We start from the raw sequence: 25,999 nt of genomic DNA, 5'->3' as shown, positions 1-25,999 counted from the left end.
GTTTAGTAGCGATAGTGGGCAAAGGCTTTGTTGGCTTCCGCCATCCGGTGGGTTTCTTCCCGCTTACGCACCGCACCGCCGGTTTCGTTGGCAGCGTCCATCAGTTCATTGGCGAGTTTAATCGCCATAGACTTACCGGGGCGCTGACGAGCGAACTGGGTCAGCCAGCGCAGGGCCAGGGCAACGCTCCGCTCAGAACGCACTTCCATCGGTACCTGGTAGGTAGCACCGCCCACGCGACGGGCTTTTACTTCCACCAGGGGGGAGGCGTTGCGCACCGCCCGCTCAAATACATCCAGGGGATCGCCACCGCTACGCTCCTTGATGATGGCAAAGGAGTCATAGATGATTCTGTCCGCCAGAGACTTCTTACCGCTCGTCATCAGGCGACGGCTCATCATGGTGATGAGGCGGCTGTTATAGACTGAATCGGGCGGAATGGGACGCTTTTGGACAACGGTACGGCGAGACATGATCTAATTTCCAGTAGCGATAAGGCTGGGTATCTTAACAAGTGCGAACTTACGGACGAAATAGACCCAGTGGGCGTATTTCAAATCAGAGCGAGTCTAACAGACTCAGAGATAGGACTGTTGGAATCAAGCCGAGACCTGGGGAACCAGAACCTGCGGCGTTACCCTATCCACACGCCTGAGTATTGTGTTGGGGAGGACTAAGCCTGCTTGGGGCGCTTGGCGCCATACTTTGAGCGGCCTTGGCGGCGATCTTTGACGCCAGCGGTATCCAGGGTGCCGCGGATGATGTGATAGCGAACCCCAGGCAAATCCTTGACCCGGCCACCACGAATCATGACGACGGAGTGTTCCTGCAGGTTGTGGCCAATGCCTGGAATGTAGGCCGTCACCTCAAAGCCAGAAGTCAAACGAACCCTTGCCACCTTCCGCAGAGCTGAGTTTGGCTTTTTGGGAGTGGTGGTGTAAACACGGGTGCAAACTCCCCGTCGCTGCGGACAGCTCTTGAGAGCGGGGGACTTGGTTTTCTTGTCGGCTTTTTGACGCTCACTCCGGATGAGTTGCTGAATCGTGGGCATAGGATGCTTGTTGTGCTACGGCGGGTGGACTCAAGTTTTCACAAGATCTAATGCTAGCACTGTGAGCCGTCTTTGGTCAAATGCGATTCAAATGCGATCGGCCCCTCTAAATCAGCTTGAGGCTAACCCGTGGGCAGGCCTCCGGTACAATCCTCGCTGACGGGGGCATCCGTAGTCAGCGAGAACGCATTGCCGCAACCGCAGGTGCGCTGAGCGAGGGGATTGGTGAAGCGAAACCCCCCGCCCATGAGGTCTTCGGCATAGTCAATGGTGAGATCCTCGACCAGTTCCAAGGCCTCTGGAGACACGACAAGGCTGATGTCATCGCAGCGGACCACAGTAGCGTCGTTAGTCTCCTGGAGCGCAGATTCAGACAGATCAGACAGATCTGCTTCTGCCATGAGTCTATAAGTCCATTCGGCGCAGCCCCCTGGCTCAAGGGCGAGGCGAACGAGGGATGGAGAGTCAGCGCTGCGGTCAGCCGAACGAGCTAGCAAGCGCTTGATCTCTTGGGCGGCGGCGGGACGGATGTGAATCATCTTTGAGTTAGCGATGCTGTCAGACTGAAACGAGGGTAGTGCTGAGCTTAGCACTATCCCCGTTTAATCTTTAAACCTGTCACCATTGGTGAGTAGCCTGATTCGGACGGCCTTAGTTCGGACGGCCCTAGACGGTTTCGACTCGAGAGTAATCGTCTTGGAAGCGAACAATATCGTCTTCCCCCAGGTATTCACCGTTTTGCACTTCAATCAGCACCAGAGGAATGACGCCCACGTTCTCGAGTCGATGCTGGGTACAGGGAGGCACGTAGGTTGACTGGTTGCTGGACAGCAGAATTTCGCTGTCACCGCAGACTACTTTGGCGGTACCGGAGACCACAATCCAGTGTTCGCTGCGGTGGTGATGCATTTGCAGGCTGAGGCGATGGCCAGGTTTGACCTCAATGCGCTTAATCTTGTAGCCCCGCCCCTCTTCTAGCACGGTGTAGCAGCCCCAGGGACGCAGCCCTGTTTCGGCGATGTCTTTACCGTTGCTGGTGGCCAGGGCCAGGGCCGTGGGCTGAATTGTCTCTTCCAGTTTTGGCATAGTGGTTGTTCTCCTAGGAGCTAAGGTTGTAAGACTGCGCCAAGCACGACGACTCGGGGAAGGATGGCGGGGCGGTATTGATCTAGGGTACCCATCTGTTCAGACGGCTGTTTGAGTTGTAAGGTTGCACCTGCTGAAGCCAATAGTAAAAGCGACACTCAGGCGTCGCTTCTTTCCGCCCATAGTCTAGCAAGAGCGATTGAAAGCCCAGGGGATTTTGGTGAGGCTCCGGGAGAATCACACAGAGTCTTTACACCGTGTTTTTTGCTGTTAAGAAATTGTCAGCCAAACCCAGGTCAGCCGGAACGGCTATTCTAAAAAGCTGTTCCTACAGCTTTCTCTGGCCAAAGAATTCGCCTTATGTGGATATAGACCTCTGGATTGTTTGCCCCGCTGATGACTAAATCAGTTACGGAAGAAAGAGCCCAATGCCATTGTTGACCCGGGCGGCGGTGCGGGGGGAGCGGTTGATCAGCCGCCCGCCCAGGTAAAGGCTGGCCGAACTGCCGCCGTCGAGATTGAGGGCATCGGTGGTGCCCAGCTGGAGCATAACTTGGGCCAGTTGATTGAGGGTGGGGCCAGGGCCGGCTGGACTGTTGTGCACGGCAACCAGCAGAATTTCGCCGCTGGCGGTGATGCCAATGGCGCTGCGGGGGGCCGCCTGGGTGGCAAAGGCCCGGCTAAACTGCTCCAGGCCGGCATCCAGGACGAGGGTGCGATCGCGGATGAGCAAAGGGCCGCCCCCGACAATGTTGGGGAAGGGGGCGAGGGAGGCTGGCAACAGCTCCGAGGATAGAGCGACTTGCTGCCCTGGGGGTAGCGCCTGGGCGGCGGTGGCGTAGGAGCGCAGGGCGAGCACATAGCCATTGCTGGGAATGGACAGTCCGGCAGGGCCCAGGGTGCTGGCGGACTGCTGATTGATCACCACCCCATCTACCACCGTGACGACAATTTCGCCCTCCAGGATGGGGCGGTAGGTTGGCCCCCAGGCGGGTGTATAGAGACCAATGCCTGCTTCCACATAGCCACTGTTGATTGACTGGACCGGAAAGACCCGGCCGTTTGCGGTCGTGAGAGTTTGTCTCAGGGCCAGACGCTCCATGCGCGCCTGGCCCTTATCGTTCCAGCCAATGACGCCACGGCTGAGAATCGGACCAGAAACCCAGTCATTGTTGGTGCGCACCGCCCCCAGGGGGAACTGGTTGTTGCGGTTGAAGAAGCCAGCATTGATGGCGGCGACGGCCTGCCAGCGCTGGGCGATGGTGGTCAGGGGGGCCGTGCCGACGGCGGTGGTGGGGTCAGTCCAGATGGGGCGAAGGCTGGTCTGACGGGAATTTAACTGTAGCCAGTAGACCGGAAACGACTGCCCGCCGACGCCGACATAGCGCTGCTGCCAGCGCACCCCGGGCGCCCAGGCAATGCTGTGGGGCTGCAGGCTGTCGGCCCGCACCTCGACCACCAGCTGGTTAGTGCGGGTGATCAGGCGGGGCGAATGGCTGGTGCTGGCCTGGAGACGAAGGCCTCCGACCCCATGGGTGATCGTGAGTGAGCCCAGGTGGGGGCTGGCAGGGGCGGCGATCGCGGCTCTCAGCACGCTGTCGGTGGCACTGGCCCCCAGGGTCAGACTGAGGGCGTCGTGGTGGTTGGGCTGACTGGCTAGGGCTGGTCCAGATAGGTCGAAAATCAGCCGTTCGACCCCAGGCTGGGTCTGACGGCGAACCGCTAAGACCTGAGCCGGGGGCACCACAATTTGCAAAACCCCGCCCTGGGGCTGCACCTGCCAGCCGTGGCGTTGGGCCAGGGGGGCAATGTCCAGGTAGCGATAGCCGCCGTGGACCCAGGCGGCCAGCTCTACTGCGCCGCTGGGTTCGGTAAACCACTGCACCGGCTGGCGCTGGGGCTGACCGCTGCTGAGGAGGGTAACGCCCAGCTGGTCGGTGAGGCCGTAGTCGGCCAGGCCAATCTGACCGTTGACCATCATCCAGGGAACGGTGACCTGCATGCCATTGAGGACGAGGGTTTGCCCCTGGGTGACCACGGGGCTGGCGGCCATTTGGTCGGCATGGGGAACGACCAGGGGCGACGACTCAGGCCCTGTTGCCGAGGCCAACGGCGCGATTGCCCCTAGCAGACCCAGCGACAGCCAGCCCCCAACCACCCAGCGACAGCCGTAGCGAAAGCGGACCGGGAATGAAGCCGATACCGACGATTTAACCATGGGAAAATTGTGTAAATGTCTGAGTATTATGAAGATAGATCGCGATATATCTGGTCGTTCAGGACCAGTTTGAGGCAGATTTTGAAACAATGGCTACCGTTGCGGTTGCTCAATTCTAAGAAGCTGTGACTAAATACTGTGCCTAAGGTTTGTAAACTACTGATAAAGTCTGTAAATTACGAATCGAGTACAGCAAGCGTCACCGGCGTTGATGCTTGCTGAGCTGGGGGCGATCGCGACTGGTTTTCTCAATCTCAATCACGGCGCGACGAGTTGACCCAGTTGCAGGCGCTGCCCCCGTTCCAGGCTGAGGTGCTCAAATCATGTTTAGACTACGCCTGGTCAGTTAGGTTTTTCTGGCCCGTTTCTTTGGCTCCATGAGCGCCCCATGCAGCGCTGTTGTAGGGCTCATCGCCATTCCCCAACCCCCATTCCCCAACCCATTTAGTTTTTGCCCACTACTGCTATTTGCTCTGCTCTCCCATGGGACGTACACCTGTGAATCAACCCTATCAATCTCGGCAGCAAACCCCTTCTGAGTGGCCCAACTGGGGGCCCAAGTCACTGGTTGAGGAGCGGGATGCGTGCGGCGTAGGCTTTTTGGCGGATCGCCAGAACCGCCCCAGCCACGATCTAGTAGCCAGGGCGCTGGATGCCCTCGACTGCATGGAGCACCGGGGGGGCTGCTGCGCCGACCAGGATTCTGGCGATGGGGCCGGGGTGATGACGGCGATTCCGTGGGCTGTGCTCAACCGCTGGGCTGAGGAAGCGGGCCATGGCTCCCTGGAGCGCGATCGCACCGGGGTGGCGATGGTGTTTCTGCCCAACCACCCTGCCGCCGCCGACCTAGTGCGGGACACCTTCAACCAGGTGGTGAACGACGAGGCTGGCCTGGAGGTTGTGGGCTGGCGAGTGGTGCCCGTGCGGCCCGAGACCCTTGGTGCGCTGGCAAAGCAGTATCAGCCCCGCATCGAGCAACTCCTGCTGACGGCGACCACCGAAACCGGAGACGACCTGGAGCGCCGTCTGTACCTGGTGCGTCGCCAGGTACTCCACCTGGTTGCCAATGCCGTGGCCAACTCTGGGGATCTGGCGGCGGCGGTCGTCGCGGGGCTGAAAGAGTTTTACGTCTGCTCCTGCTCCTGCCGCACCATTGTCTACAAAGGCATGGTGCGATCGGCGGTGCTGGCCGCCTTCTACAGCGACTTGCGGGATCCCGCCTACGTCAGCTCTTTTGCGGTCTATCACCGCCGCTTCAGCACCAACACCATGCCCAAGTGGCCCCTGGCTCACCCCATGCGCCTGCTGGGCCACAATGGCGAGATCAATACGCTGGTGGGCAACATCAACTGGATGATGGCCCGCCAGGCCGATCTGTACCATCCAATCTGGGGCGATCGCTTTGACCTACTGAAGCCGATTGTCAACGCCGAAAACAGCGACTCGGCCAACCTCGACAATGTGATGGAGATGCTGGTGCGATCGGGGCGCTCTCCCCAGGAGGCGCTGATGATGATGGTGCCCGAGGCCTACAACAACCAGCCCGAACTGGATGCCTACCCCGAAATTACCGACTTCTACGAGTACTACAGCGGCCTACAGGAGCCCTGGGATGGCCCGGCGCTGATCGTGTTTAGCGACGGCACCCAGGTGGGGGCGACCCTCGATCGCAACGGGCTACGACCGGCCCGCTACGTGGTGACCAAAGATGACCTGCTGATGGTGTCCTCAGAGGCCGGGGTGCTGAACGTTCCCCCCCAGGACATTCTCGAAAAGGGGCGGCTTGGCCCCGGCCAGATGATTGCCGTTGACCTGCACAGCCAGGAAATTCTCAAGAACTGGGCGATTAAACAGCGGGTGGCCACCCGGCACCCCTACGGCCAGTGGCTGCAGGAGCACCGGACGGAGCTGCCGCCTCAGCTCTTTGCCGAAGCTCCGCTCTACGCCTCCGACGACCTGCTGCGCCAGCAGAGTGCCTTTGGCTACACCGCCGAAGACATCGATATGATCATTCAGGATATGGCGGCCCAGGGCAAAGAGCCGACCTTCTGCATGGGCGATGATACGCCCCATGCGGTGCTCTCTGAGAAGCCGCACCTGCTCTACGACTATTTCAAACAGCGCTTTGCCCAGGTGACCAACCCGGCGATCGACCCCCTGCGGGAGCGCCTGGTGATGTCCCTAGCCACCCAGCTGGGGGCCCAGGGCAACCTGCTGGATGAGCAGCCCGAGTACGCCCGGCTGCTGAAGCTGGAAAGCCCGGTGATCAACGAGGTGGAGCTGGAGCAGATCCACGCGTCGGGCTTTGCCACCGCCACCCTATCTACCCTGTACTCGATTACGGACGGCCCTGTGGGGCTCAAAAACGCTGTGGAGGCCCTGTGCGATCGCGCCGATGAGGCGGTCAAGGCCGGCAAGACTATCCTCGTCCTCAGCGATCGCGTAGATGGCCAGGGCACCCCCGCCCCCCTCTCCGCTGAGACCAGCTATATCCCACCGCTGCTGGCGATCGGGGCAGTGCACCACCACCTGATTCGCAACGGGCTGCGCATGCATACCTCGCTGGTTGTCGATACGGCCCAGTGCTGGAGCACCCACCATTTTGCCTGCCTGATTGGCTACGGGGCCAGCGCTGTCTGCCCCTACCTGGCCCTGGAGTCAGTGCGGCACTGGTGGAATGACAGCCGCACCCAAAAGCTGATGGAGACCGGCAAGCTGCCCGTCACCACCCTCAACGGTGCCCAGGACAACTACCGCAAGGCCGTAGATGGGGGGCTGCTCAAGATTCTCTCCAAAATGGGGATCTCGCTGATCACCAGCTACCGGGGGGCGCAGATCTTTGAGGCGATCGGCATTGGCCCCGACCTGCTCGATCTGGCCTTTCGAGGCACCACGTCGCGTCTGGGGGGCATTTCCCTGGCCGAGCTGGCCCAGGAGACCATTCGCTTCCACCAGCGGGCGTTCCCCGAGCTGTCGGCCAAGCGCTTGCAGAACATGGGGTTTGTGCAGTCGCGGCCCAGCGGCGAGTACCACATGAACAACCCCGCCATGTCGAAGCTGCTGCATAAGGCGGTGGCCGATCGCCAGTACGACCACTACGAGCTGTACCGCGCTCAGCTCGAAAATCGCCCGATCACGGCCCTGCGGGATCTGCTGGACTTTGAGAGCGATCGCGCCCCCATTTCCCTCGACGACGTGGAACCCGTCGAGACCATCATGGCCCGCTTCTGCACCGGCGGCATGTCCCTGGGAGCGCTGTCCCGCGAAGCCCACGAGGTGCTGGCGATCGCCATGAACCGAATTGGCGGTCGGTCCAACTCGGGGGAGGGCGGCGAAGACCCGGTTCGCTTCACCGTGCTCTCGGATGTGGACGGCGAGGGAAACTCCCCCACGTTCCCCCACCTGCGCGGACTAAAGAATGGCGATACCGCCAGCTCCGCCATCAAGCAGGTGGCCTCGGGCCGCTTTGGGGTCACCCCCGAATACCTGATGCACGCCAACCAGATCGAAATTAAGCTGGCCCAGGGGGCCAAGCCAGGCGAAGGTGGACAGCTGCCGGGCAAAAAGGTCAGCCCATACATTGCCATGCTGCGCCGTTCCAAGCCCGGCGTGTCCCTGATTTCGCCGCCGCCCCACCACGACATTTACTCGATTGAGGACCTGGCCCAGCTGATCTTTGATCTGCACCAGATCAATCCCAGGGCCGGGGTGTCGGTGAAGCTGGTGTCTGAGGTGGGCATCGGCACCATCGCCGCCGGGGTGGCCAAGGCCAACGCCGACGTGATTCAGGTGTCGGGCCACGACGGCGGCACCGGAGCCTCGCCGCTGAGCTCAATTAAGCACGCCGGAGTGCCCTGGGAACTGGGCCTGACCGAAGTGCACAAGGTGCTGATGGACAACGAACTGCGCGATCGCGTCACCCTGCGCGTGGATGGCGGTCTCAAGACCGGCTGGGACGTGGTGATGGGGGCCCTGATGGGGGCCGAGGAATTTGGCTTTGGCTCCATCGCCATGATCGCCGAGGGCTGCATCATGGCTCGGGTTTGCCACACCAACAACTGCCCGGTGGGGGTCGCCACCCAAAAAGAAGAGCTGCGCCAGCGGTTTACCGGGGTGCCCGAGCATGTGGTCAACTTCTTCTTCTACATTGCCGAAGAAGTGCGATCGCTGCTGGCCCGCCTGGGCTATCGCTCGCTGCTCGACATTGTGGGGCGGGCCGATCTGCTGCGCCCCCGCCAGGGGGTGTCGCTGGCCAAAACCCAGGGGCTGGATCTCTCAACCCTGATGAACTTGCCCGACGGGCGGGGCGATCGGGCCTGGCTCCAGCACGGCGATGTCCACAGCAATGGTCCGGTGCTCGACGACGAAATTCTGGCCGATGCGGATATTCAGCGGGCGATTCAGTCCCAGGGCAGCGCGACGAAGACCTACACCGTGCTCAACACCGACCGCACCATCGGCGCTCGCGTCGCCGGAGCGATCGCCAAACAGTACGGTAACTCAGGCTTTGAAGGGCAGCTCAACCTCACCTTTGCGGGCAGCGCTGGCCAGAGCTTTGGCGCTTTCAACCTGCCCGGCATGACCCTAACCCTGGTCGGCGAGGCCAACGACTACGTCGGTAAAGGTATGCACGGCGGCGAGCTCGTGATCAAGCCTCCGGCAGAGATTACCTACGACCCATCCGCCAACGTAATCGTGGGCAACACCTGTCTCTACGGAGCCACCGGCGGGACCCTCTACGCCCTCGGCACCGCTGGGGAACGGTTTGCGGTCCGCAACTCCAAGGGCCAGGCCGTGATCGAAGGAGCCGGAGATCACTGCTGCGAATACATGACCGGCGGCGCGATCGTGGTGCTGGGGCCCGTGGGCCGCAACGTGGGCGCCGGTATGACCGGCGGCCTGGGCTACTTCCTCGACGAAGACGGTCGGTTTCCGGTGCGGGTCAATCCCGAAATCGTCAAGGTGCAGCGGGTGATTACCGCGGCTGGGGAAGCTCAGCTGAAGGCCCTGATCGAAGCCCACCTGGCCCACACCGGTAGCCCCAAAGCCAGACAGATTCTGGCCAACTGGGGTGAGTATCTGCCCAAGTTTTGGCAGGTGGTGCCGCCCTCGGAAGCCGATACTCCCGAGGCTAACCCCGATACGGCCAGCGTGGAGAAGGTGCTCAGTCCCAGTCAGTCCTAGACATAGAACTGTCCAGGGGCCCAGGCATACTGGGGCATGTTATCAGTTATGGCCAAAAGCTTATGGCCAAAAGCTCGGTATCTCAAGCTTTGCCTGGCCCGTCCTTTGGGTCGGGCCAGGGGCTGTAACCCTTGATTTTCGAGCGTTTGACAGCTAATTGATGACAGCCCCTAGGAGACCAGGCTCTCCGCTTGCATTCCTGTCCTCCCCGGCTCTGGGTGGCGGCATCCCTATGTGCTAAAGTAAACCTTTGGTCATGGCCCGTCGTCAGCGGCGGTGCCAGTGCGGGCAGAGTGTCTGGTTGGAGCCAGTGCCGCTGGATTTGCTGATCCAAGTCGAGCCGCCAGTGATTCCCTGAGGTTGGGAATTTTTTCTATTCAACCGCCATTCTTTGTTTGCTGATCACACCTGCCCTGTTGTCTGAGGTCAATGAATGTCTAAACGTCGCAACCCTAAGAAAGAAAAAGCTCTACGCAACCAAGCCTACGCCCGCAAGTTTCGTAAGAAGCGCTCCGGTAACCAGCGATTCTTCCGCCGTAACAATTCCGGCGCTACCGATGAAGAGGGCAGTGAAGACAAAGAGAACAGCGATTATTCCAGCAATAACGCCTAGCTACGTAGCCCTTAATGCCATTACCCTAGCCCAGGGCCTGGGCAATGGCTGCGGCAGCCTGGCGGCCTGAGACGATCGCGCCTTCGACATTTCCGCCGCTGCACCAGTCGCCGCAACCGACCAGCGTCGGTAGACTGGGGCTAGTCAAAATGGGGCTACCCAGGTCACGCTTGACAAAGCCGTAGCGCCAGCGATGGACCTGCATCCACGCTGGAGATCCCACCCATGCCCCTAGGCTGGTGGCCTCTGCCAGCAGGGTGTTCCCCGCAGGCTCCAGATCAGTCAGCTCGAGCGCCCTGGCCGCAAAGGCTGGGGTGCTGTGGCACACCACCACCGCTTCCTCAGGATCGGTGCGTTTGCTGCTGTCTAAGCCTACCCACCGCAGGGTCGGGTGATTTTTGCCGGTCACCATCCACCCCGCCGTGCCCTTTTGCCCCAGCAGCGGCGCCGTTGCCCCCAGGCCGTAGCCTGCCATCACGGTAATTACGGCCTCAAAGTCCACCGGCTGAAGCCGATGCACAAGCTCCTGCAGGGCTGCCCGGTTCTGGGCCGCAGGTTTCAGGATGGCGGCAGCCTGGGGGGCGGGGATGGCAATCACCACGGCCTTGGCCTCAAGGGCCTGGGCCTGGGGTTCGCCACTGGGGTCCAACCCTTCCCCCTCAATGCGCCATCCCGGCGGCTGCGGGGTGAGCCCAGTGGCTCGCCAGTGCCGCCGGATGGTCAGCCCCTGGGCCATTGCTTTAGCGATCGCGCTCATCCCCTGGGGCGCGGAGTAGTGTGGCGCGGTGTAACCCGTATCAATTGGCGCAGCGGCTAGTTTCCCCGTTGCTCCCAGTTCAAACCGCTCTGGTTGCCAGAGGCAAAGTACCCCGGCCTTCACCAGGTCAACAATAGGGCTAGGTTCGACATCGGTAAAGGGCTGCAAGTAGCGGCAGCCGTGGTCTACGGCGGTTTTGCCAATGCGGCGGGTCGCCATTCGCCCGCCCAGGCCCCGCGATTTATCGACCACCTCCACCGAGTAGCCGGCCCGGTGCAGCGCCTGAGCCGCGGTGAGTCCACTCGGCCCAGCCCCAATCACCACCACTTCTGCCATGCCGATCGCTCCTGGAATTTTGCCCTGTCGCCGTTGCCCACCATCTTATCCTGGGGAATTGTGTAAAAATGTAAGACAGTTTTTAGACGGTGACGCCCGGTGGATGAGCTGCGGTCTGCCTTGGAGCTAGCGACAGACGACGAACTTTTGGCCCTCACAGACCTGCTGTTTCGGCCTCGGTTCAATCCATTAGATTACTTGCACAAGGCTGACCCCCTGGTGGTGCAGAGCGGCAGTCGACAGCAGTGGCTCGATCGCCTGGAGCAGCGCTTTCGGTTTCTGGCGGCCGATGGGTTAACCGTCATCCACGGCCAGAGTCAGCGGGTCACCTATCGGCAGGCGCTGGTGCAGGTTTGCCACTACCTCAAAGTTCCCTACGCTCAGGCCTGGAGCACTGATGAGTTGGAGGCCGAGGTCTTTTTACACCTGCTGCGCAGCAACTGGAAGAAGCTGCCCCAGGTCGAGCGCGATCGCCTCCAGCAGTCTTTGCGCCAGTCCCTGGCCGGGTTGGCTCAGTTTGAAGCCCTGCCTTTGGCCCTGCAAACGAACCCCATGGGGCTTTTGGCCAAAGGCAGCGGGGCGGTAGCGGTCAGTGCCCTACTGCGCCCCTGGCTCCTCCAGCACATCGCCCGCCAGATGGCCTTTCAGCTAGCTCGCTACGAAGTAGCTCGTCAGGCTATGGTCAAAGGGGGGGGAACGGTGGTGGCTCAAATCCACCAGCGGTTTGCCCTGCGGATGGCCTCTCGAGGGGTGGCGGCCAGTGCGGCCCGCTATGGTGCCACTCGGGCCGTTTTTTCTGTATTGGGACCGGCTCTGTGGGGCTGGTTTTTGGCCGACTTGGGCTGGCGGGCGGTGGCCACTAACTACAGCCGCGTGATTCCAGTGGTTTTCACCCTGGCTCAAATTCGCTTGACCCGATCCTTTGAAGCCGGATCGTTTGAAGCGTGGGAACTGGCCTAGGCGCATAGACCTTAGCCCTTGCCTATTGCCATCTGCTCTGCCAGTGGGATGCTATGTCTGACGTAAACCCAAAGCTCAAAACCCACTACGACCAGTTGGGGGTCAAGCCTACCGCGAGCCCCCAGCAAATTCGACGCGCCTTTCGCGACCTGAGCAAGCTTTACCACCCCGACACCACCGAACTGCCTGCGGCCGAAGCCACAGAAAAGTTTCAGCAGCTCAACGATGCCTACGCTGTGCTCAGCAGCCCCGATCGCCGCTGGGCCTACGATCAGCAGGTCGGCTACTCGCGAATTTCGGTGATGCAGCCCCTCGACTCGCTGCGGCAGACCTCGAATGCCCCCCAGCGTCGGGAACCCGCCAACATGTACCTCGACCCGACCGATCGCCCCCTCTCAGCGGGAGAAATTTTTGCTCTCTTTATTTTGGGACTCACCTTCGTCGCCTGCCTGGCGCTGGTGGTTACCGTGGGCCTCACCCGGGGCGACTACGCGAGTGAGTTGGGCCTCGATGTGAGTCAAACTGCCGAGACCGCTGTTGATCAAACCCTTTCGGCAGATGGACAGGAATTGGGTGGGCACACCGCCGTTCCCGATTCAAACGCCCTGCCTTCTGAAGCTGATGTCCCCCCGGCGTCGGCCTCGGAATTCCCTAAGCCTGCGCCACAATCGGATCTACCCAGGTCGCTAAGACCCCCGGCCGCGCCACCCACCTGGCTTTAGCTAAACCTGCCTACCCTTATCCTCTAGCCCAACTCCTCATTTCTATGGTCCTTCCCTCTGCGGCTACTCCCCTCTACAACCATCCCCTCCCCGACATTGAAACCTGGCTGCGTCAGCAGGGCTGCACCCAGTCCAGCGGCGAACTCCACTGCTGGCATGTGGTTCGTCCCCGCTGGGAAGCTGAGATTGTGCTCGAAACCGACTGTATTATCGTGCGCTACATCAGTGTGGGAGCCGATGGTAAAGACATCCAGCGGGTGTTCAAATATTCCCTCAGCCGCCAAGACCTGGAAGAGGCCATTTTCTCAGGCCCTTGAGCCGCGCTCGAACCGAAAGGTGGTCAAGGCCCATCAGTAGGGCTTTTGACACGGCGTTTAAACTATATGCGGATGAAAGGACTTGAACCTTCACGTCCGAAGACACTAGAACCTAAATCTAGCGCGTCTACCAATTCCGCCACATCCGCATTCGGCTTTTAAGCATAGCAAACAACGGCGGGCTGTGGGAAGCTACCTGGCGTCAATTCTATGGCTAAACAGCTTTGGGAGCGGTTCTGACCGAGTTGCGATCGCCCTAAGGGCTCTCCCCCAACGCCTCAGTCTTCGTTAGGTATAATGGGGCACGTATAATAGGGCCAGGTACAGCTCCAGGGAGTAAACCATGAGCTTGTTGGGCAACGTCATCTGGCTGATCTTTGGCGGTTTTCTCGCTGGGCTGGGCTATATTCTGGGCGGGCTGGTGCTGTGTCTGACCATTATTGGCATTCCCTTTGGCCTTCAGGCGATCAAGCTGGGCATTGCAACGATGACCCCTTTTGGCCGCAAGCTGGTGGAGGACAGCAACCCCAACAGCACGCTCAAAATTGTGCTGAACGTCGCCTGGCTGTTTTTTTTCGGCTGGGAAATTGCCCTGGCACACCTCTTTCACGCCGCAATTTTAGCCATTACGATCATTGGCCTGCCCTTTGCCAAGCAGCATATCAAGCTGCTACCCCTGGCCCTCTTTCCCTTTGGTCGCCGCTTTGAGCCGAGTTAAACCCCGGCACCGGACACCAAACTGGGTCAACATCGGGGTAGAAACCGTAGGGCTATACCGATCTACTATGTGCAGCCCTTGAAGCTGCGCCGATGCTGGGGGGTTGGCCCCAGGGTTTGCAGGGCCAGGCGGTGGGCCGCGCTGCCGTAGCCCTTATTGCGGGCCAGATGATAGCCGGGATAGCGGCGATCGAGCCGCACGATCAGGCGATCGCGCCAGACTTTGGCCAAAATGCTGGCGGCGGCAATTTCGGTATGCAGGCGATCGCCCTGGACGACCGTTTGCTGGGGCAGCCGCACATTGGGGATAGGCTGGTTGCCGTCAATCAGGCAGAGGTCTGGAGTGGTGGTGAGTCGACTCACGGCTCGACGCATAGCCAAAAGGCTGGCGTAGAGGATGTTTATCCGCTCGATATCGTACACAGTGGCCAGTCCCAGGGCATAGTCTGCCGCCAGCGACTGGATGGGAGCAACCAAACCTTCGCGCCGGGCCGGACTGAGCCGCTTGCTATCGGTCACCCCCAGTCCCTGGAGCTGTTCGCAAGCGCTGGGCGAGAGCACCACCGCTGCGGCCACCACGGGCCCAAATAGGCAACCCCGGCCCACCTCGTCAACCCCGGCAATCAGGGTTGTCGCGTTCTCTGGGTACTCCACCGCCAACTATCCCCAGCAGCTATTCGTCACCCCCATCGTCAGCGGCCGAGGAACGGCGACGGCGACGGCGACGGACAGTACTCGCAGCCTCCTCTGGCTCAGCCTCGGCGACGGCAGGCTCAGGTCCAGCAGCGGCTGGAGGTTCGACCACGGGCTCTGCAATTCCAGCGATCGCCTCTGGCAGAGGAGTTGGGCTGTCGGGGGCGACTTGTTCAGCCTGCTCTTTGGCGCGAGCCGAACGTGTACGCACCGCTCGATTGGAAGACAGTTTGGGCGCCGCCGTCGCCGATTCTGCGATCGCCAGTTCAGGGGCCTCTACAGGAGTCTCGGTAGCAGAGACCGGAGTCGGGGAAGCTGACTCCGCAGGGGCCTGGCCTGGCAGCACCACAGACACCACCACATTGCGCGGATCAGACACCTCCTGGGTCGACAGCACCATAGGGGAAATTCCCATCATGGCGTAGATACGCTGCTCATCGGGAGTCATTTCAACCGTCACGACCTGGGGCTCGGGAGCCGTTTTGCGATTCCGCCCGGAATCACTCGGTACGTCGTTGCGTCCACCCGCCCTGCCGCGCCCCCGAGGCGGGGCCTTATCGTCATCCGGTTTGGTGGTGAGCACCGGGGCCACCGACTCAGTTGACTCTTTGTCTTTAGCATCAAAACTGGCCGCTGCTCCCCCCCCGTCCTTCGCAACGGGAGCGTCTTTGCCGTTGCCCCGGGTAGCGGGCAGGGAATCGCGGCGACGCCGGCGGCGGTTGTTCCCCCGGCCTGAGCGGTCCTGGTAGCTGGGGTGGTTGCCCAGATCTAGCTCCTGCAGATCGGGGTGCCCCTCCAGGGCATCAACTTCACCCAAAGCGGGAGCTACGGATGGGAGCGCTCCGCCGCCAGAGGCCATGGCCCGAGGTGCTTCCTGCCCGCTGCTGGCTGTACCCTCCCCTGGCAGGTGAACCAGGTGCCCCAGCCCACCACAGGTTGGGCAGGGGCGACCAAACAATTCGTAGATGTTTTGCCCCTGCCGCTTGCGGGTCAGCTCAACCAACCCCAACTCAGACAGCTGAGAAATTTGCGGCCTGGCCTTGTCGGAGCGCAGGGCCTTGGTAAAGTGCTCCAGCACCTGCAGTTTGTCACGCCGGGAGTCCATGTCGATAAAGTCGACTACGATGACACCGGCAATGTTGCGCAGGCGCAGCTGCCGGGCAATCTCGGTAGCCGCCTCGCAGTTGGTCCACAGCACCGTCTCGCGGGCGGTGGCCGAGCGGGTAAAAGAACCCGAGTTGACGTCAATAACCGTCAGCGCTTCGGTGCGCTCAATGATGATGTAGCCGCCGGAGGGCAGGTCTACCCTGGGCTTGAGGGCTTCGCGAATGGCTGCATTGACCCGGAAATATTCCAGAATTGGAGTGCGCTCCCGGTGGTGGTCAATCAGCACCCCAGCGGGCACCTGACCATCGCTCCAGTTAGCGAGGTGCTGCTTGACCCGCTTCATACCGGTGGCCGAATCGGTCACAATCCGGTTGACGTCGGCGTTGTATGCGTCGCGCAGCACCCGCTGAATAAAGTCGTCATCGCGGTTCAGCAGGGCGGGGGGGCGAGTGGCTAGCGCCTGCTGCTGAATGCTCTCCCACTGCTTTTGCAGCGTTTCTAAGTCCTCAATAATGGCATTTTCGCTAATGCCCTCGGCCTCGGTACGCACCAGTAGCCCCATGCCCGCTGGTTTTACTAGAATGGCCAGAGCCCGCAGGCGGTTGCGTTCACTCTCGCTGCGAATGCGACGGGACAGGTTGACCCCACGGCCTGAGGGCATCAAGACCAGGTAGCGACCGGGTAAAGAAATATTTCCAGTCAGGCGAGGGCCTTTGTTGCCGGTGGGCTCCTTCATGATCTGCACCAGCACCTTCTGCTGGGGCACGACTAGTTCGGTAATAGAACCAGCGCTGCGCTTTAGTTTCAGCGGCCCCAGGTCAGTGACGTGCATAAAGCCATTGCGCTCGCTGTCGCCAATGTTGACAAAGGCGGCATCGATACCGGGCAGCACATTTTCTACTGTGCCCAAATAAATATCGCTAACCTGGTGGCTTCCGGTGGCCACAATTAGCTCTTGGATCTGATCTTCAGAAAAAACCGCAGCGATTCGGTTTTGCTCAGCAATAACAATCTGCTTCGGCATTCAAATTCCTCATACAACGCTCACCAGGGCGAATAAAGTCTGCTTTTCCTGCCCTGAGTGGGTGATTTGGCCATTCACCAGCCACGTCAACACCGCCACCGGGTCGCCGGAAAACTCGTTTGCAAAGGCTTTGCCATAGAGCACACCGCGACACCGCGATGAACTCCTGCTTCCTAAGGGCATGCACAGATCACCTAACCCGCTGGGCGACTCTGGGAATTCTTGTTCGTAGTGGATCTCGTTTGCGCTAGATCTGCTTGGGATAAACCGCACAAGCTGAACAAAAATTCTTACAGAAGCCTTGAGCGCTAAGGATGTGTAGCTGCTTAAGACACTTGCCATGCACCTTTGCTCAGGTACATCAGCTCCTGCTGTGTGCATTATAGCGTCAAGCAGAAGCCGCGACATGACATTGCGTACCTTTTTACCACAAGTAGGCAAAATTCGCACCCGCAATGTTGATTTACATTGCCGGGTGCGATGGACTGATGCGATGATCTGGTGCGCTGCGCTAGTTGAGGAAAAGACTGGGGAGAGGCGATCGCGCGGCCGTGCGATCGCCTCTCCCGATTAGCCCAGGCCCAATTAAGAGGCCGAAGCTGCCGTAGCTCGGGTGCGGGTGCGCCGCTCGGTCACTACCTGGGGCTCCGGCTCTGCTTTGGGCTTTGGTTCAGCCTGGGACTTCGACTGGGACCTGGGTTTGGGATCGGCCTGGGGCTGCGATTGAACGGCTCCTTCTGCCCCGGCGGCCTGAACCAACAGAATCAGCATGGGGTCACGCTTGTCTAGCTCGCGCCGGACCAACCGACGCAAATCTTGATCCAGAGCAGCTTTGAGAGCATCCAGGTCCAGGGATGCTTTGCCGTTGCCGTTGGACACGACCAGTTCAGCGCCACGGTTCGATAGCACCTGAGCAATGATCTGCTTCACCTGGCCCTGGAAGCGCTCCTGGGAAATTGACTGCGCCACCCCGCGAATTTGCACGATGGGGTCAGCCACCAGCTTGCCGTTGTTGCCCACGGTGGCGGCGATAGTGACGACGCCATCCTCCGCCAGCTGCTGCCGTTCTCTGAGCACATCGCGGCCCACAACACCCACTCGGGAGGCGTCGACCAGCTCAACACCGGAGGGAACCTGACCGGCAATGCGAATGCCCGCCGGGTTGACTGCAACAATATCGCCGTTGTTGATGATCACCATATTCTCGGCGGGTACACCCATGCTCTGAGCAGTCTCAGAGTGCTTGACCAGCATGCGGTGCTCGCCGTGCACCGGCAGAAAATACTTGGGTCGGGTGAGGGCCAGCATCAGCTTCTGATCTTCCTGAGCGCCGTGGCCGGAGACGTGGATGCCCTTGTCTTTGCCGTAGACGACCTTGGCTCCGCGCATCATCAGCTTGTCGATGGTGTTGACGACGGAGATCGTGTTGCCAGGAATGGGGTTGGCTGAAAACACCACGGTGTCGCCCGACTTCACCTTGATCTGGCGGTGGGAGTCGTCGGCAATGCGGGTGAGGGCTGCCATCGGCTCACCCTGGGAGCCGGTGGTGAGAATCAGCACGTTCTCGTCGGCAGTGTGGCCCAAGGATTTGAGCGGCAAAAACAAGCTCTCGGGGCATTTGATGTAGCCCAGGTCGCGGGCGTGGGCGATCACGTTGAGCATCGAGCGGCCGACCACAAACACCTTGCGGTTGTGCTTCTGGGCCAGCTCCAGAATCATGTTGACCCGGTGCACCGAGGAGGAAAAGGTGGTGACGATCAGTCGTCCGTTGGCTTTGCCAAACTCGCGGTCCAGGTTGGGGAACACCGATCGCTCTGAGGGGGTATGACCCGGCACCTCGGAGTTGGTGGAGTCGCTGATCAGGCAGAGGACGCCCTTTTCACCCGCCTCCGCCAGCCGCTGGATGTCGAAGGTTTCGCCATCGACGGGGGTGTGGTCAAACTTGAAGTCGCCAGTGTGCACCACCACGCCAACGGGGGTATGAATAATCACCGAGCAGCTGTCGGCAATGGAGTGGGTGTTGCGAATGTACTCCACCAGGAAGGAGTTGCCGACCCGCACGGTTTCGCGGGGGCGCACCTGGCGCAGTTCAGTGCGATCGCTCATCCCCGCCTCTTCCAGCTTGCCCTCCAGCAGCGCCATGGCCAGGCGTGGGCCGTAGATGACCGGAATGTCGAACTGCTTGAGGTGGAAGGCGATGCCGCCGATGTGGTCTTCGTGCCCGTGGGTGACAATCATCCCCTTGATTTTGTGGCGATTTTCCCGCAGGTAGGTGACGTCAGGCAGCACAATATTGACCCCATGCATACCGTCGGTGGGGAAGGCCAATCCAGCATCGAGCAGCATGATCTCGTCGTTGATCTCAAAAACACAGGTGTTTTTGCCGATCTCATGCAGCCCACCCAGCGGAATGATTTTCAGGGCGTTATTGGCAGGTTTTGAAGTCATAAACAGTCTCGTCAGTAAACAATCGTTGTGAAAAATTCAGAAAAAGTATTAAATGGCGCTAAAGCTTAACCGCGCACGGCCATCGGTCAGTGCACAGACCTACCCGGTACAGCAGTTCTGCCATCGGTTGGCCCCCGGTTAGAGCGTTAGGTGTTGGTAGTCGCGATCATGGGAACCGTGAAGGCCCAAGTCGATGTCGCAGCATCGGCAGATGGAGCAGCCAGGGCCAAAGATAGAACAGATAAATCCATAGATAACGTCACACAGGTAGAGAGAATATACGGGCTATTCAGTTGTTAGAAAGCTCTTGGCAAAGGCGGGGAGTAACCAATTTATCCCTGGGCCCTATTTTTTAAGAACCTTGTATCGGTGCTCCACGCGGGACTGGCAGTTGCCGCCTGAGCTAGAGATTTTGGGCTAAAACACCCTGGGTGGAGAGTTGTTCGAGCACCGCCGCGATCGCCTTACTCACCGATTCATCGGCCATGCACAGGGGCGATCGCACCGCGCCCACCGGCCAGCCCTGCTGGGTCAGTGCCACCTTCACGGGCACCGGGTTGGTGGTTACAAACAACACTTTGAACAAGGGTAACAGCTGCAAATGGATTTCGGTGGCCAGCCGGGTATCGCCAGCTTCGTAGGCCCGAATCATCTTTTGCAGGTGAGGGCCAACCAGGTGGCTAGCCACGCTCACAACTCCACAACCGCCCACCGACAGCATGGGCAATGTCAGAGAGTCATCCCCGGAGTAGATACCGAACTCGGCGGGGGTATGGTAACGAATTTGACTGGCTTGGTCTAAACTTCCGCTGGCCTCCTTAATAGCCACTATATTCGATATTTCCGCCAGGCGGGCAGTGGTGTCTACCGCCAGGGCACAGCCGGTTCTCCCCGGAATGTTGTACAGCATGATGGGCAGGTCGGGCACTGCCGTCGCAATCTGGCTAAAGTGCTGATAAAGCCCCTCTTGGGAAGGCTTATTGTAGTAGGGCACCACCTGCAGCGACCCATCTACCCCCAGGTCGTAGGCGTTACGGGTGGCTTCAATGGCCTCTGAGGTGGAGTTAGAGCCTGTACCCGCGACCACCTTAGCACGACCAGCCACAGCATCGCGCACGGTTTTGTACAGCTGGTACTCTTCCTGCCAGCTCAGGGTAGGGGACTCGCCCGTAGTGCCGCACACCACCAGCCCATCACTGCCCTGGTTGACCAAATGGTCGGCCAGACGCTCGGCCACAGCATAGTCAACGGTGCCATCTTCAGAAAATGGCGTCACCATTGCCGTCAACACTCTGCCAAAATAGGTCACCCGAATGCCTTATGTCCTACGAAGTCAATGCCCTGAGATTATACCAAGTTCGTCCAGGCTGAGTCAGATGTGGTCAAAATTGAGGCAAAAATATAGTGGCGATCGCCCTCACCCATTGGGTGTATCTGGCGTCCTCTAAGCGGTGCTGTACATTAGCCGTCGCGGCCCTAACCTTTTACCGCAAATGCTTTTGGAAACGGCTCCTCGCTAGCACCGGCATCGGACCAGATTCCTGGGTTCTTGAAGAACCCAGGAATCTTTGAATACTGCCCCTAGCTCGCCGCCACGGCCCCCGGCACCATCACCAGTTCGGCGATCTGCACCGCATTCAGGGCCGCCCCCTTGCGGATCTGGTCGCCGCTGAGCCACAGCTCCAGGGCATTGGGGTTGGAGATATCCTGGCGAATGCGGCCCACCAGCACATCGTCCTGGCCGCTGGCCTCCATGGGCATGGGGAAATAGTTGCGGCTCCAGTCCTCCACTACCCGCACGCCGGGGGCCTCCGAAAGCACCGCCTTGGCCTGCTGGGGCAAGAAGGGGGCAGCGAACTCGATATTAATGGCCTCCGAGTGGGCCCGCAGCACGGGCACCCGCACGCAGGTGGCCGAAATCCGCAGCCCCTCGGCGCCAAAGATCTTGCGGGTTTCATTCACCATCTTCATCTCTTCCTGGCAGTAGCCGTTTTCCCCCAGGGGCGAATTGTGGGGAAACAGGTTGAAGGCCAGGGGATAGGGGAACGACTCCGCCACCGGCTCTTCTCCGGCCAGGATGGCACGAGCCTGTCGCTTCACCTCTTCCATGGCGCGGGCCCCGGCTCCGCTGGCCGACTGGTAGGTGGACACCACCAGCCGCTGTATCGGCTGTACCTGGTGCAGGGGCCACACCGCCAGGGCCATCAGAATGGTGGTGCAGTTGGGGTTGGCAATGAGGCCCTGGTGGGCCTTGGCCGCCGCCGGGTTCACCTCGGGTACCACCAGGGGCACGGTGGGGTCCATGCGGTAGGCGCTGGAGTTGTCCACGCAGAGGGCCCCTGCCGCCACCGCCTTGGGCAGCCATTCCTTAGACACAGACCCGCCCGCCGAGGCCAGCACCAGATCGATGCCCTTGAAGGCATTTTCGTCCAGAACCTGAACGGGAAGTTGCTCCCCCTTGAAGGTGAGAGTGGTACCCGCCGATCGCGGTGAAGCCAGCAGAGTCAGGTCTTTGAGCGGGAACGATCGCTGCTCCAGCAGCTCCAGCAGCTCTGCCCCAACGGCTCCCGTGGCCCCTAAAACCGCAACTCTCAACCCATTCGACACAGCGCTACCTCATCAGGCTTCACAACAAAATCTTTAACCACCTGTTGTCCCCTTGGTTCTTGCTTCCACCGGGGGCCAACCTCACGGTGGCATCAGCCGATACTAACACTTTGGCTTTGCCGCCAAAAGGCCTGCCCCGTGACGAACCGCAGCGGCGCAACATAGCAACACACAATCGGTTCAGATTATAAGGAAAAGCCAAAACCGCAGCCGGGCAGAAAGTCGGGTCCATTCTTCCGACCGATGCCCCTAGACCAGCGATTGGCGGGCAAAATGGGGGTCGGGGCCGCAGGGATGCTTGCTTGGCCCTAACGATAGAGTATGCTTATAAATTGCGCCAAAAGTTCTCCAGGCCACTTGGAAGCACGCGCAGTCGCCGTCTAGTTAGCAAAAGACCCCATGAAAGTTACCCAGGAAGTACTGCCCGACAGCCAGGTAGGACTAGAAATTGAAGTTCCCGCCGATCTGTCTCAAAAGACCTACGATCAGGTGCTGAGTAAGATGATGCGGACGGTCAACGTACCGGGCTTTCGCAAGGGCAAGGTGCCCAAACAGGTATTCCTGCAGCGGGTGGGGGTGACTCAGTTTAAAGCGGCGGTGCTGGAAGAGCTGGTGCAGAATGCGGTGGATAAGGCGATCGCCCAAGAAAAAATCGATGCGATCGGCAACTACCAGCTCAAGACATCCTTCGAAGAGCTGGTGGTCGCCTACGAACCGGGTCAACCTGTGACCATTCAGGCCTCGGTCGATGTGCCGCCCCGCGTCACCCTGAAGCAGTACACAGGGCTATCGGTGCAGGCGGAAGAAATTTTGCCCGATCCTGAGCGCGTCGACACCACCCTGAGCCAGTACCAGAACAACCTGGCTACGCTGGTTCCCATTGAAGATCGGCCGGCCCAGGCTGGCGATGTGGCTGTAATCGACTTTGTCGGCAAGGTCAAAAACGACAGCGGCGAGTATGAAGAGTTTCAGGGCGGTTCAGGCACCGACTTTCAGGTGGAGCTAGAGGAAGGGCGCTTCATCCCCGGCTTTGTCGAGGGCATTATCGGCATGGCCCTGGAGGAAGCAAAAGATGTGGACGTTCCCTTCCCCGACGACTACTCCCAGGCAGAACTGGCGGGTAAGCCGGCGATATTTTCGATCACGCTGAAGGAAATCAAAGAAAAAGAGCTGCCTGAGCTGGACGACGACTTTGCCCAGGAGATCAGCGAGTTTGAGACCATTGAGGAATTGCGGGCGTCGCTGACCGAGCGCTACGAGGAAGAGGCCAAGGAGAAAACCCGGGCCAACAAAGAGGCGGCTCTGATCGAAGCCCTGGTCGAGCACCTGGAGGCCGAAATCCCCAATACCCTGGTGCAGAAGGAGGTAGACTTCCTGCTCACCCAGACCATCATGCAGCTCAGCCGCCAGGGCATTGACGTCAACAAAATGCTGACCCGCGAGCTGGTGGACGGCATGCGCCAGCGCACTCGCCCCGAGGCGATCGATCGCCTCAACCGCACCCTGGCCCTGGGGGAAGTCGCTAAGCAGGAAGGCATCCAAATTGAAGAGGAGGCCCTGCAGGAAAAAATCAAAGAGGCCATGGCCACCGTAGAAGACCCCAGCCAGATCGACCCCGATCGCCTCAAGCAGGTGCTCACTGAAGAACTGCTGCAGGAAAAAATCCTGACCTGGCTGGAGGAGAACAACACCGTCGAGCTAGTGCCCGAGGGCAGCCTGCAGACTGAAGCGGCGGCAGAAGAGATGGTTGCAGCGGCCGATGCGATCGAAGCTGAAGCGGCTGAGGTAGCCGATGAGGAGCCTGGAAACGCCACCGTAGATGTGGAGGCGAGTGCAGCCCCTGCCGAAAGCGAGGAGCCTGCCAAAGCGTCGAAAAAAAGTAAGTCAGCCAGCTAGAGCTAGCCCACGGTGAAGGGTTGGCAGAATTTGGGCGGGCCAGGAACGGGTCCGCCCAGGCCAACCGAACCCGTGAACCCAAAAATTTGGGGCATAATGTCGGGTAGATCCTGCTGTTGTTCGTGACGCAAGTCCTGCCGGATGGTGTTAGCCCAGGGTCGGATCGTGGGGCTACCGTAAAGCAATATCCTCAAACCCTTGAAATCTTGAGCAAACCCATTATGATTGCATCGAACCCTTTGAGTAGCCCGATCTTGAGCGTGAGTCAGTCTGCCCTAAATGCCCACCAGATTCGCAGCATGCTGCCCGTCGTTGTAGAACAGTCGGGTCGCGGCGAGCGGGCCTTTGACATCTACTCTCGCCTGCTGCGGGAGCGGATCGTGTTTTTAGGTACCCCCGTCACTGACGAAGTGGCCGACTCAATTGTGGCCCAGCTGCTCTACCTCGATGCCGAGGAACCCGAGAAGGATGTACAGCTGTACATCAATTCCCCTGGGGGTTCGGTGACCGCCGGGATGGCCATCTACGACACCATGCAGCAAATTCGCCCTGATGTGGTGACAATTTGCTTTGGCCTGGCCGCCAGCATGGGGGCATTCCTGCTCTGTGCAGGGGCTAAGGGCAAACGCCTATCGCTGCCCAGTTCGCGCATCATGATTCACCAACCCTTAGGCGGTGCCCAGGGGCAGGCGGTGGACATTGAAATCCAGGCGCGCGAAATTCTCTACCACAAGAACCGCCTCAACGAACTCATCGCCCACCACACCGGGCAGCCCATCGAACGCATTGAGGCCGATACCGAGCGCGACTTTTACATGTCCGCCGCCGAGGCCAAGGACTACGGGATCATTGACGATGTTGTAGAGAGACAAACGCTCTCGGCTACTGTCGCCATGACTGCACTCAACTAGGGTCATTTTATGTCTAAGTACGACTCCCATCTAAAGTGCTCGTTTTGCGGTAAGTCTCAGGAGCAGGTGCGCAAGCTGATTGCGGGGCCGGGGGTCTACATCTGTGACGAGTGCGTTGACCTGTGCAACGAAATTTTAGACGAAGAGCTGTTTGACTCGGGAACCGCGATCGCCCAGCCGGTGCCGCGACGCGACGCCCCCGCCGCCGATCGCCCCAGAACTGCTCCCGCCATCTCCCTCAGTCAAATTCCCAAGCCTCGCGAAATTAAGAACTACCTTGATGAGCACGTGATTGGCCAGAATGAGGCCAAGAAAGTGCTGTCGGTGGCGGTATACAACCACTACAAGCGGCTCAGCTACCTGCAGGGGACCGAAGGGGAGGCCCCCGAAGACCTGATTGAGCTGCAAAAGTCGAACATTTTGCTGATTGGCCCCACTGGCTGCGGCAAAACCCTGCTGGCCCAGACCCTGGCCCGCATTCTTGAGGTGCCCTTTGCGGTGGCCGACGCCACCACCCTCACCGAGGCGGGCTATGTGGGTGAGGATGTGGAAAACATTCTGCTGCGGCTGCTCCAGGTGGCCGACCTGGATGTGGAAGAGGCCCAGCGCGGCATCATCTACATCGACGAAATCGACAAAATTGCCCGCAAGAGCGAAAACCCCTCCATCACCCGCGATGTCTCCGGCGAGGGCGTGCAGCAGGCGCTGCTGAAAATGCTGGAGGGCACCGTTGCCAACGTGCCGCCCCAGGGGGGCCGCAAGCACCCCTACCAGGACTGCATTCAGATCGACACCAGCAACATTCTATTTATCTGCGGCGGGGCCTTTGTGGGCCTGGAGAAAATCGTTGAGCAGCGGATTGGTAAAAAGTCGATCGGGTTTGTGCAGCCCGGTGAGGGGCAGTTTTCCCGGGAGAAGCGCACTGCCGACGTGCTGCGCCACCTGGAGCCCGACGACCTGGTGAAGTTTGGCCTAATTCCCGAGTTCATCGGTCGGATTCCGGCTACATCGGTGGTAGATCCGCTCGACGAAGAGTCGCTGATGGCGATCTTGACCGAGCCGAAGAATGCGCTGGTGAAGCAGTTCCAGAAGCTGATGCGGATGGACAACGTGCAGCTGGAGTTTAAGGCTGACGCGCTGCGGGCGATCGCCCGGGAAGCCTACCGTCGCAAGACCGGTGCCCGTGCCCTGCGCGGCATCATCGAAGAATTGATGCTCGACATCATGTACGAGTTGCCCTCGCGCAAAGACCTGAAGCGCTGCACGATTACCCGCGAGATGGTGGAACAGCGATCGACCGCTGACCTGCTGCTGCACCCCTCTTCAATGCCTAAGCCCGAGTCTGCTTAGCC

At 60.0% G+C, this 25,999-nt stretch carries 22 protein-coding genes and 1 tRNA gene; 10 read left to right on the top strand and 13 right to left on the bottom strand.

Features of this window, described 5'->3' with window-relative positions; all coding sequences use genetic code 11:
• Positions 1-2: 2 nt before the first annotated feature.
• The 5 genes from rpsG to NF78_RS23860 form a co-directional block, all read right to left on the bottom strand.
• On the bottom strand, positions 3-473 hold the full coding sequence (rpsG, locus tag NF78_RS23880) for a 30S ribosomal protein S7 (RefSeq protein ID WP_035992319.1): 471 nt from the start codon (positions 471-473) through the stop codon (positions 3-5).
• A 200-nt stretch (positions 474-673) separates the two neighbouring features.
• Positions 674-1,051 carry a 30S ribosomal protein S12 gene (gene rpsL, locus NF78_RS23875; protein WP_035992316.1) on the bottom strand — a complete coding sequence of 126 codons (378 nt, stop codon included), beginning with the start codon at positions 1,049-1,051 and terminating at the stop codon, positions 674-676.
• A gap of 122 nt (positions 1,052-1,173) precedes the next feature.
• A complete protein-coding gene (locus NF78_RS28555; RefSeq protein WP_072016234.1) occupies positions 1,174-1,590 on the bottom strand; it encodes a HesB/IscA family protein in 417 nt (138 codons plus the stop codon).
• A 127-nt stretch (positions 1,591-1,717) separates the two neighbouring features.
• Positions 1,718-2,137, bottom strand: a complete 420-nt coding sequence (locus tag NF78_RS23865) for a cupin domain-containing protein (RefSeq protein ID WP_035992313.1) — start codon at positions 2,135-2,137, stop codon at positions 1,718-1,720.
• 409 nt (positions 2,138-2,546) lie between these two features.
• Positions 2,547-4,355: a phosphodiester glycosidase family protein gene (locus NF78_RS23860; RefSeq protein ID WP_052050891.1), complete on the bottom strand. Its 1,809-nt coding sequence runs from the start codon at positions 4,353-4,355 to the stop codon at positions 2,547-2,549.
• A 498-nt stretch (positions 4,356-4,853) separates the two neighbouring features.
• Between NF78_RS23860 and gltB the strand changes: the two genes are divergently transcribed.
• Both gltB and NF78_RS30010 read left to right on the top strand, forming a co-directional pair.
• On the top strand, positions 4,854-9,539 hold the full coding sequence (gene gltB, locus NF78_RS23855) for a glutamate synthase large subunit (RefSeq protein WP_263970687.1): 4,686 nt from the start codon (positions 4,854-4,856) through the stop codon (positions 9,537-9,539).
• Positions 9,540-9,972: 433 nt separating this feature from the next.
• Positions 9,973-10,152 carry a hypothetical protein gene (locus NF78_RS30010; RefSeq protein ID WP_072016233.1) on the top strand — a complete coding sequence of 60 codons (180 nt, stop codon included), beginning with the start codon at positions 9,973-9,975 and terminating at the stop codon, positions 10,150-10,152.
• Positions 10,153-10,177: 25 nt separating this feature from the next.
• Here the strand turns inward: NF78_RS30010 and NF78_RS23850 are convergent, their stop codons facing one another.
• Positions 10,178-11,245, bottom strand: a complete 1,068-nt coding sequence (locus NF78_RS23850) for an NAD(P)/FAD-dependent oxidoreductase (RefSeq protein WP_035992307.1) — start codon at positions 11,243-11,245, stop codon at positions 10,178-10,180.
• A gap of 120 nt (positions 11,246-11,365) precedes the next feature.
• On the opposite strand from NF78_RS23850, the gene NF78_RS23845 reads away from it, so the two are divergent.
• The 3 genes from NF78_RS23845 to NF78_RS23835 are packed head-to-tail and all read left to right on the top strand — an operon-like array spanning position 11,366 to position 13,244.
• Positions 11,366-12,205, top strand: coding sequence for a hypothetical protein (locus NF78_RS23845; RefSeq protein ID WP_318655506.1), 840 nt, complete (start codon positions 11,366-11,368; stop codon positions 12,203-12,205).
• Between the two features lie 53 nt (positions 12,206-12,258).
• Positions 12,259-12,927 carry a J domain-containing protein gene (locus NF78_RS23840; RefSeq protein ID WP_072016232.1) on the top strand — a complete coding sequence of 223 codons (669 nt, stop codon included), beginning with the start codon at positions 12,259-12,261 and terminating at the stop codon, positions 12,925-12,927.
• Positions 12,928-12,971: 44 nt separating this feature from the next.
• A complete protein-coding gene (locus tag NF78_RS23835) occupies positions 12,972-13,244 on the top strand; it encodes a DUF3143 domain-containing protein (protein WP_035992301.1) in 273 nt (90 codons plus the stop codon).
• Positions 13,245-13,311: 67 nt separating this feature from the next.
• Here NF78_RS23835 and NF78_RS23830 read toward each other — a convergent pair.
• Positions 13,312-13,393 (bottom strand) — tRNA-Leu (locus NF78_RS23830).
• A 194-nt stretch (positions 13,394-13,587) separates the two neighbouring features.
• On the opposite strand from NF78_RS23830, the gene NF78_RS23825 reads away from it, so the two are divergent.
• Positions 13,588-13,962 (top strand): YccF domain-containing protein, encoded by a 375-nt coding sequence (locus tag NF78_RS23825; RefSeq protein WP_035992298.1) that lies wholly within the window; start codon positions 13,588-13,590, stop codon positions 13,960-13,962.
• A 65-nt stretch (positions 13,963-14,027) separates the two neighbouring features.
• On the opposite strand, the gene NF78_RS23820 is transcribed toward NF78_RS23825, so the two are convergent.
• Genes NF78_RS23820 through NF78_RS31525 form a run of 3 tightly spaced genes read right to left on the bottom strand, consistent with a single transcriptional unit; the run spans position 14,028 to position 16,968 of the window.
• Positions 14,028-14,615, bottom strand: coding sequence for a ribonuclease HII (locus NF78_RS23820; RefSeq protein ID WP_225885406.1), 588 nt, complete (start codon positions 14,613-14,615; stop codon positions 14,028-14,030).
• Between the two features lie 19 nt (positions 14,616-14,634).
• Positions 14,635-16,785, bottom strand: a complete 2,151-nt coding sequence (locus tag NF78_RS23815; protein ID WP_035992292.1) for an Rne/Rng family ribonuclease — start codon at positions 16,783-16,785, stop codon at positions 14,635-14,637.
• Positions 16,786-16,794: 9 nt separating this feature from the next.
• Positions 16,795-16,968 carry a hypothetical protein gene (locus NF78_RS31525; protein ID WP_156119944.1) on the bottom strand — a complete coding sequence of 58 codons (174 nt, stop codon included), beginning with the start codon at positions 16,966-16,968 and terminating at the stop codon, positions 16,795-16,797.
• Positions 16,969-17,191: 223 nt separating this feature from the next.
• Here NF78_RS31525 and NF78_RS31520 point away from each other — a divergent pair, with 223 nt between their 5' ends.
• Positions 17,192-17,359 (top strand): hypothetical protein, encoded by a 168-nt coding sequence (locus tag NF78_RS31520; RefSeq protein ID WP_156119943.1) that lies wholly within the window; start codon positions 17,192-17,194, stop codon positions 17,357-17,359.
• Positions 17,360-17,370: 11 nt separating this feature from the next.
• On the opposite strand, the gene NF78_RS23810 is transcribed toward NF78_RS31520, so the two are convergent.
• The 3 genes from NF78_RS23810 to NF78_RS23800 form a co-directional block, all read right to left on the bottom strand.
• On the bottom strand, positions 17,371-19,233 hold the full coding sequence (locus tag NF78_RS23810) for a ribonuclease J (protein WP_035992289.1): 1,863 nt from the start codon (positions 19,231-19,233) through the stop codon (positions 17,371-17,373).
• 403 nt (positions 19,234-19,636) lie between these two features.
• Complete coding sequence (gene dapA / locus NF78_RS23805) at positions 19,637-20,524, bottom strand: 4-hydroxy-tetrahydrodipicolinate synthase (protein WP_318655516.1); 888 nt, start codon at positions 20,522-20,524, stop codon at positions 19,637-19,639.
• Between the two features lie 290 nt (positions 20,525-20,814).
• Positions 20,815-21,840 carry an aspartate-semialdehyde dehydrogenase gene (locus NF78_RS23800; protein ID WP_035992282.1) on the bottom strand — a complete coding sequence of 342 codons (1,026 nt, stop codon included), beginning with the start codon at positions 21,838-21,840 and terminating at the stop codon, positions 20,815-20,817.
• 399 nt (positions 21,841-22,239) lie between these two features.
• Between NF78_RS23800 and tig the strand changes: the two genes are divergently transcribed.
• From tig to clpX, 3 genes are all read left to right on the top strand, one after another.
• Positions 22,240-23,736, top strand: a complete 1,497-nt coding sequence (gene tig / locus NF78_RS23795; RefSeq protein WP_035992279.1) for a trigger factor — start codon at positions 22,240-22,242, stop codon at positions 23,734-23,736.
• 260 nt (positions 23,737-23,996) lie between these two features.
• A complete protein-coding gene (gene clpP, locus NF78_RS23790; RefSeq protein ID WP_412768537.1) occupies positions 23,997-24,647 on the top strand; it encodes an ATP-dependent Clp endopeptidase proteolytic subunit ClpP in 651 nt (216 codons plus the stop codon).
• Between the two features lie 9 nt (positions 24,648-24,656).
• Positions 24,657-25,997, top strand: coding sequence for an ATP-dependent protease ATP-binding subunit ClpX (clpX, locus tag NF78_RS23785; protein WP_035992275.1), 1,341 nt, complete (start codon positions 24,657-24,659; stop codon positions 25,995-25,997).
• Positions 25,998-25,999: the final 2 nt, after the last annotated feature.

This window comes from Leptolyngbya sp. KIOST-1 (assembly GCF_000763385.1).
Lineage (GTDB): Bacteria > Cyanobacteriota > Cyanobacteriia > Phormidesmidales > Phormidesmidaceae > Nodosilinea.
Note: the sequence above shows the minus strand (reverse complement) of the source record. Positions and strands in the feature narration are given on the sequence as shown.

What these genes read in the sequence shown, in the direction of transcription:
- NF78_RS23850 (WP_035992307.1), bottom strand. Translation starts at nt 11,245, where the DNA reads ATGGCAGAAGTGGTGGTGATTGGGGCTGGGCCGAGTGGACTCACCGCG.
- NF78_RS23865 (WP_035992313.1), bottom strand. Translation starts at nt 2,137, where the DNA reads ATGCCAAAACTGGAAGAGACAATTCAGCCCACGGCCCTGGCCCTGGCC.
- NF78_RS23825 (WP_035992298.1), top strand. Translation starts at nt 13,588, where the DNA reads ATGAGCTTGTTGGGCAACGTCATCTGGCTGATCTTTGGCGGTTTTCTC.
- NF78_RS31525 (WP_156119944.1), bottom strand. Translation starts at nt 16,968, where the DNA reads ATGCCCTTAGGAAGCAGGAGTTCATCGCGGTGTCGCGGTGTGCTCTAT.
- clpX (WP_035992275.1), top strand. Translation starts at nt 24,657, where the DNA reads ATGTCTAAGTACGACTCCCATCTAAAGTGCTCGTTTTGCGGTAAGTCT.
- NF78_RS23835 (WP_035992301.1), top strand. Translation starts at nt 12,972, where the DNA reads ATGGTCCTTCCCTCTGCGGCTACTCCCCTCTACAACCATCCCCTCCCC.
- NF78_RS30010 (WP_072016233.1), top strand. Translation starts at nt 9,973, where the DNA reads ATGTCTAAACGTCGCAACCCTAAGAAAGAAAAAGCTCTACGCAACCAA.
- NF78_RS31520 (WP_156119943.1), top strand. Translation starts at nt 17,192, where the DNA reads ATGACATTGCGTACCTTTTTACCACAAGTAGGCAAAATTCGCACCCGC.
- NF78_RS23810 (WP_035992289.1), bottom strand. Translation starts at nt 19,233, where the DNA reads ATGACTTCAAAACCTGCCAATAACGCCCTGAAAATCATTCCGCTGGGT.
- rpsG (WP_035992319.1), bottom strand. Translation starts at nt 473, where the DNA reads ATGTCTCGCCGTACCGTTGTCCAAAAGCGTCCCATTCCGCCCGATTCA.
- NF78_RS23840 (WP_072016232.1), top strand. Translation starts at nt 12,259, where the DNA reads ATGTCTGACGTAAACCCAAAGCTCAAAACCCACTACGACCAGTTGGGG.
- tig (WP_035992279.1), top strand. Translation starts at nt 22,240, where the DNA reads ATGAAAGTTACCCAGGAAGTACTGCCCGACAGCCAGGTAGGACTAGAA.
- NF78_RS28555 (WP_072016234.1), bottom strand. Translation starts at nt 1,590, where the DNA reads ATGATTCACATCCGTCCCGCCGCCGCCCAAGAGATCAAGCGCTTGCTA.
- NF78_RS23860 (WP_052050891.1), bottom strand. Translation starts at nt 4,355, where the DNA reads ATGGTTAAATCGTCGGTATCGGCTTCATTCCCGGTCCGCTTTCGCTAC.
- rpsL (WP_035992316.1), bottom strand. Translation starts at nt 1,051, where the DNA reads ATGCCCACGATTCAGCAACTCATCCGGAGTGAGCGTCAAAAAGCCGAC.
- NF78_RS23815 (WP_035992292.1), bottom strand. Translation starts at nt 16,785, where the DNA reads ATGCCGAAGCAGATTGTTATTGCTGAGCAAAACCGAATCGCTGCGGTT.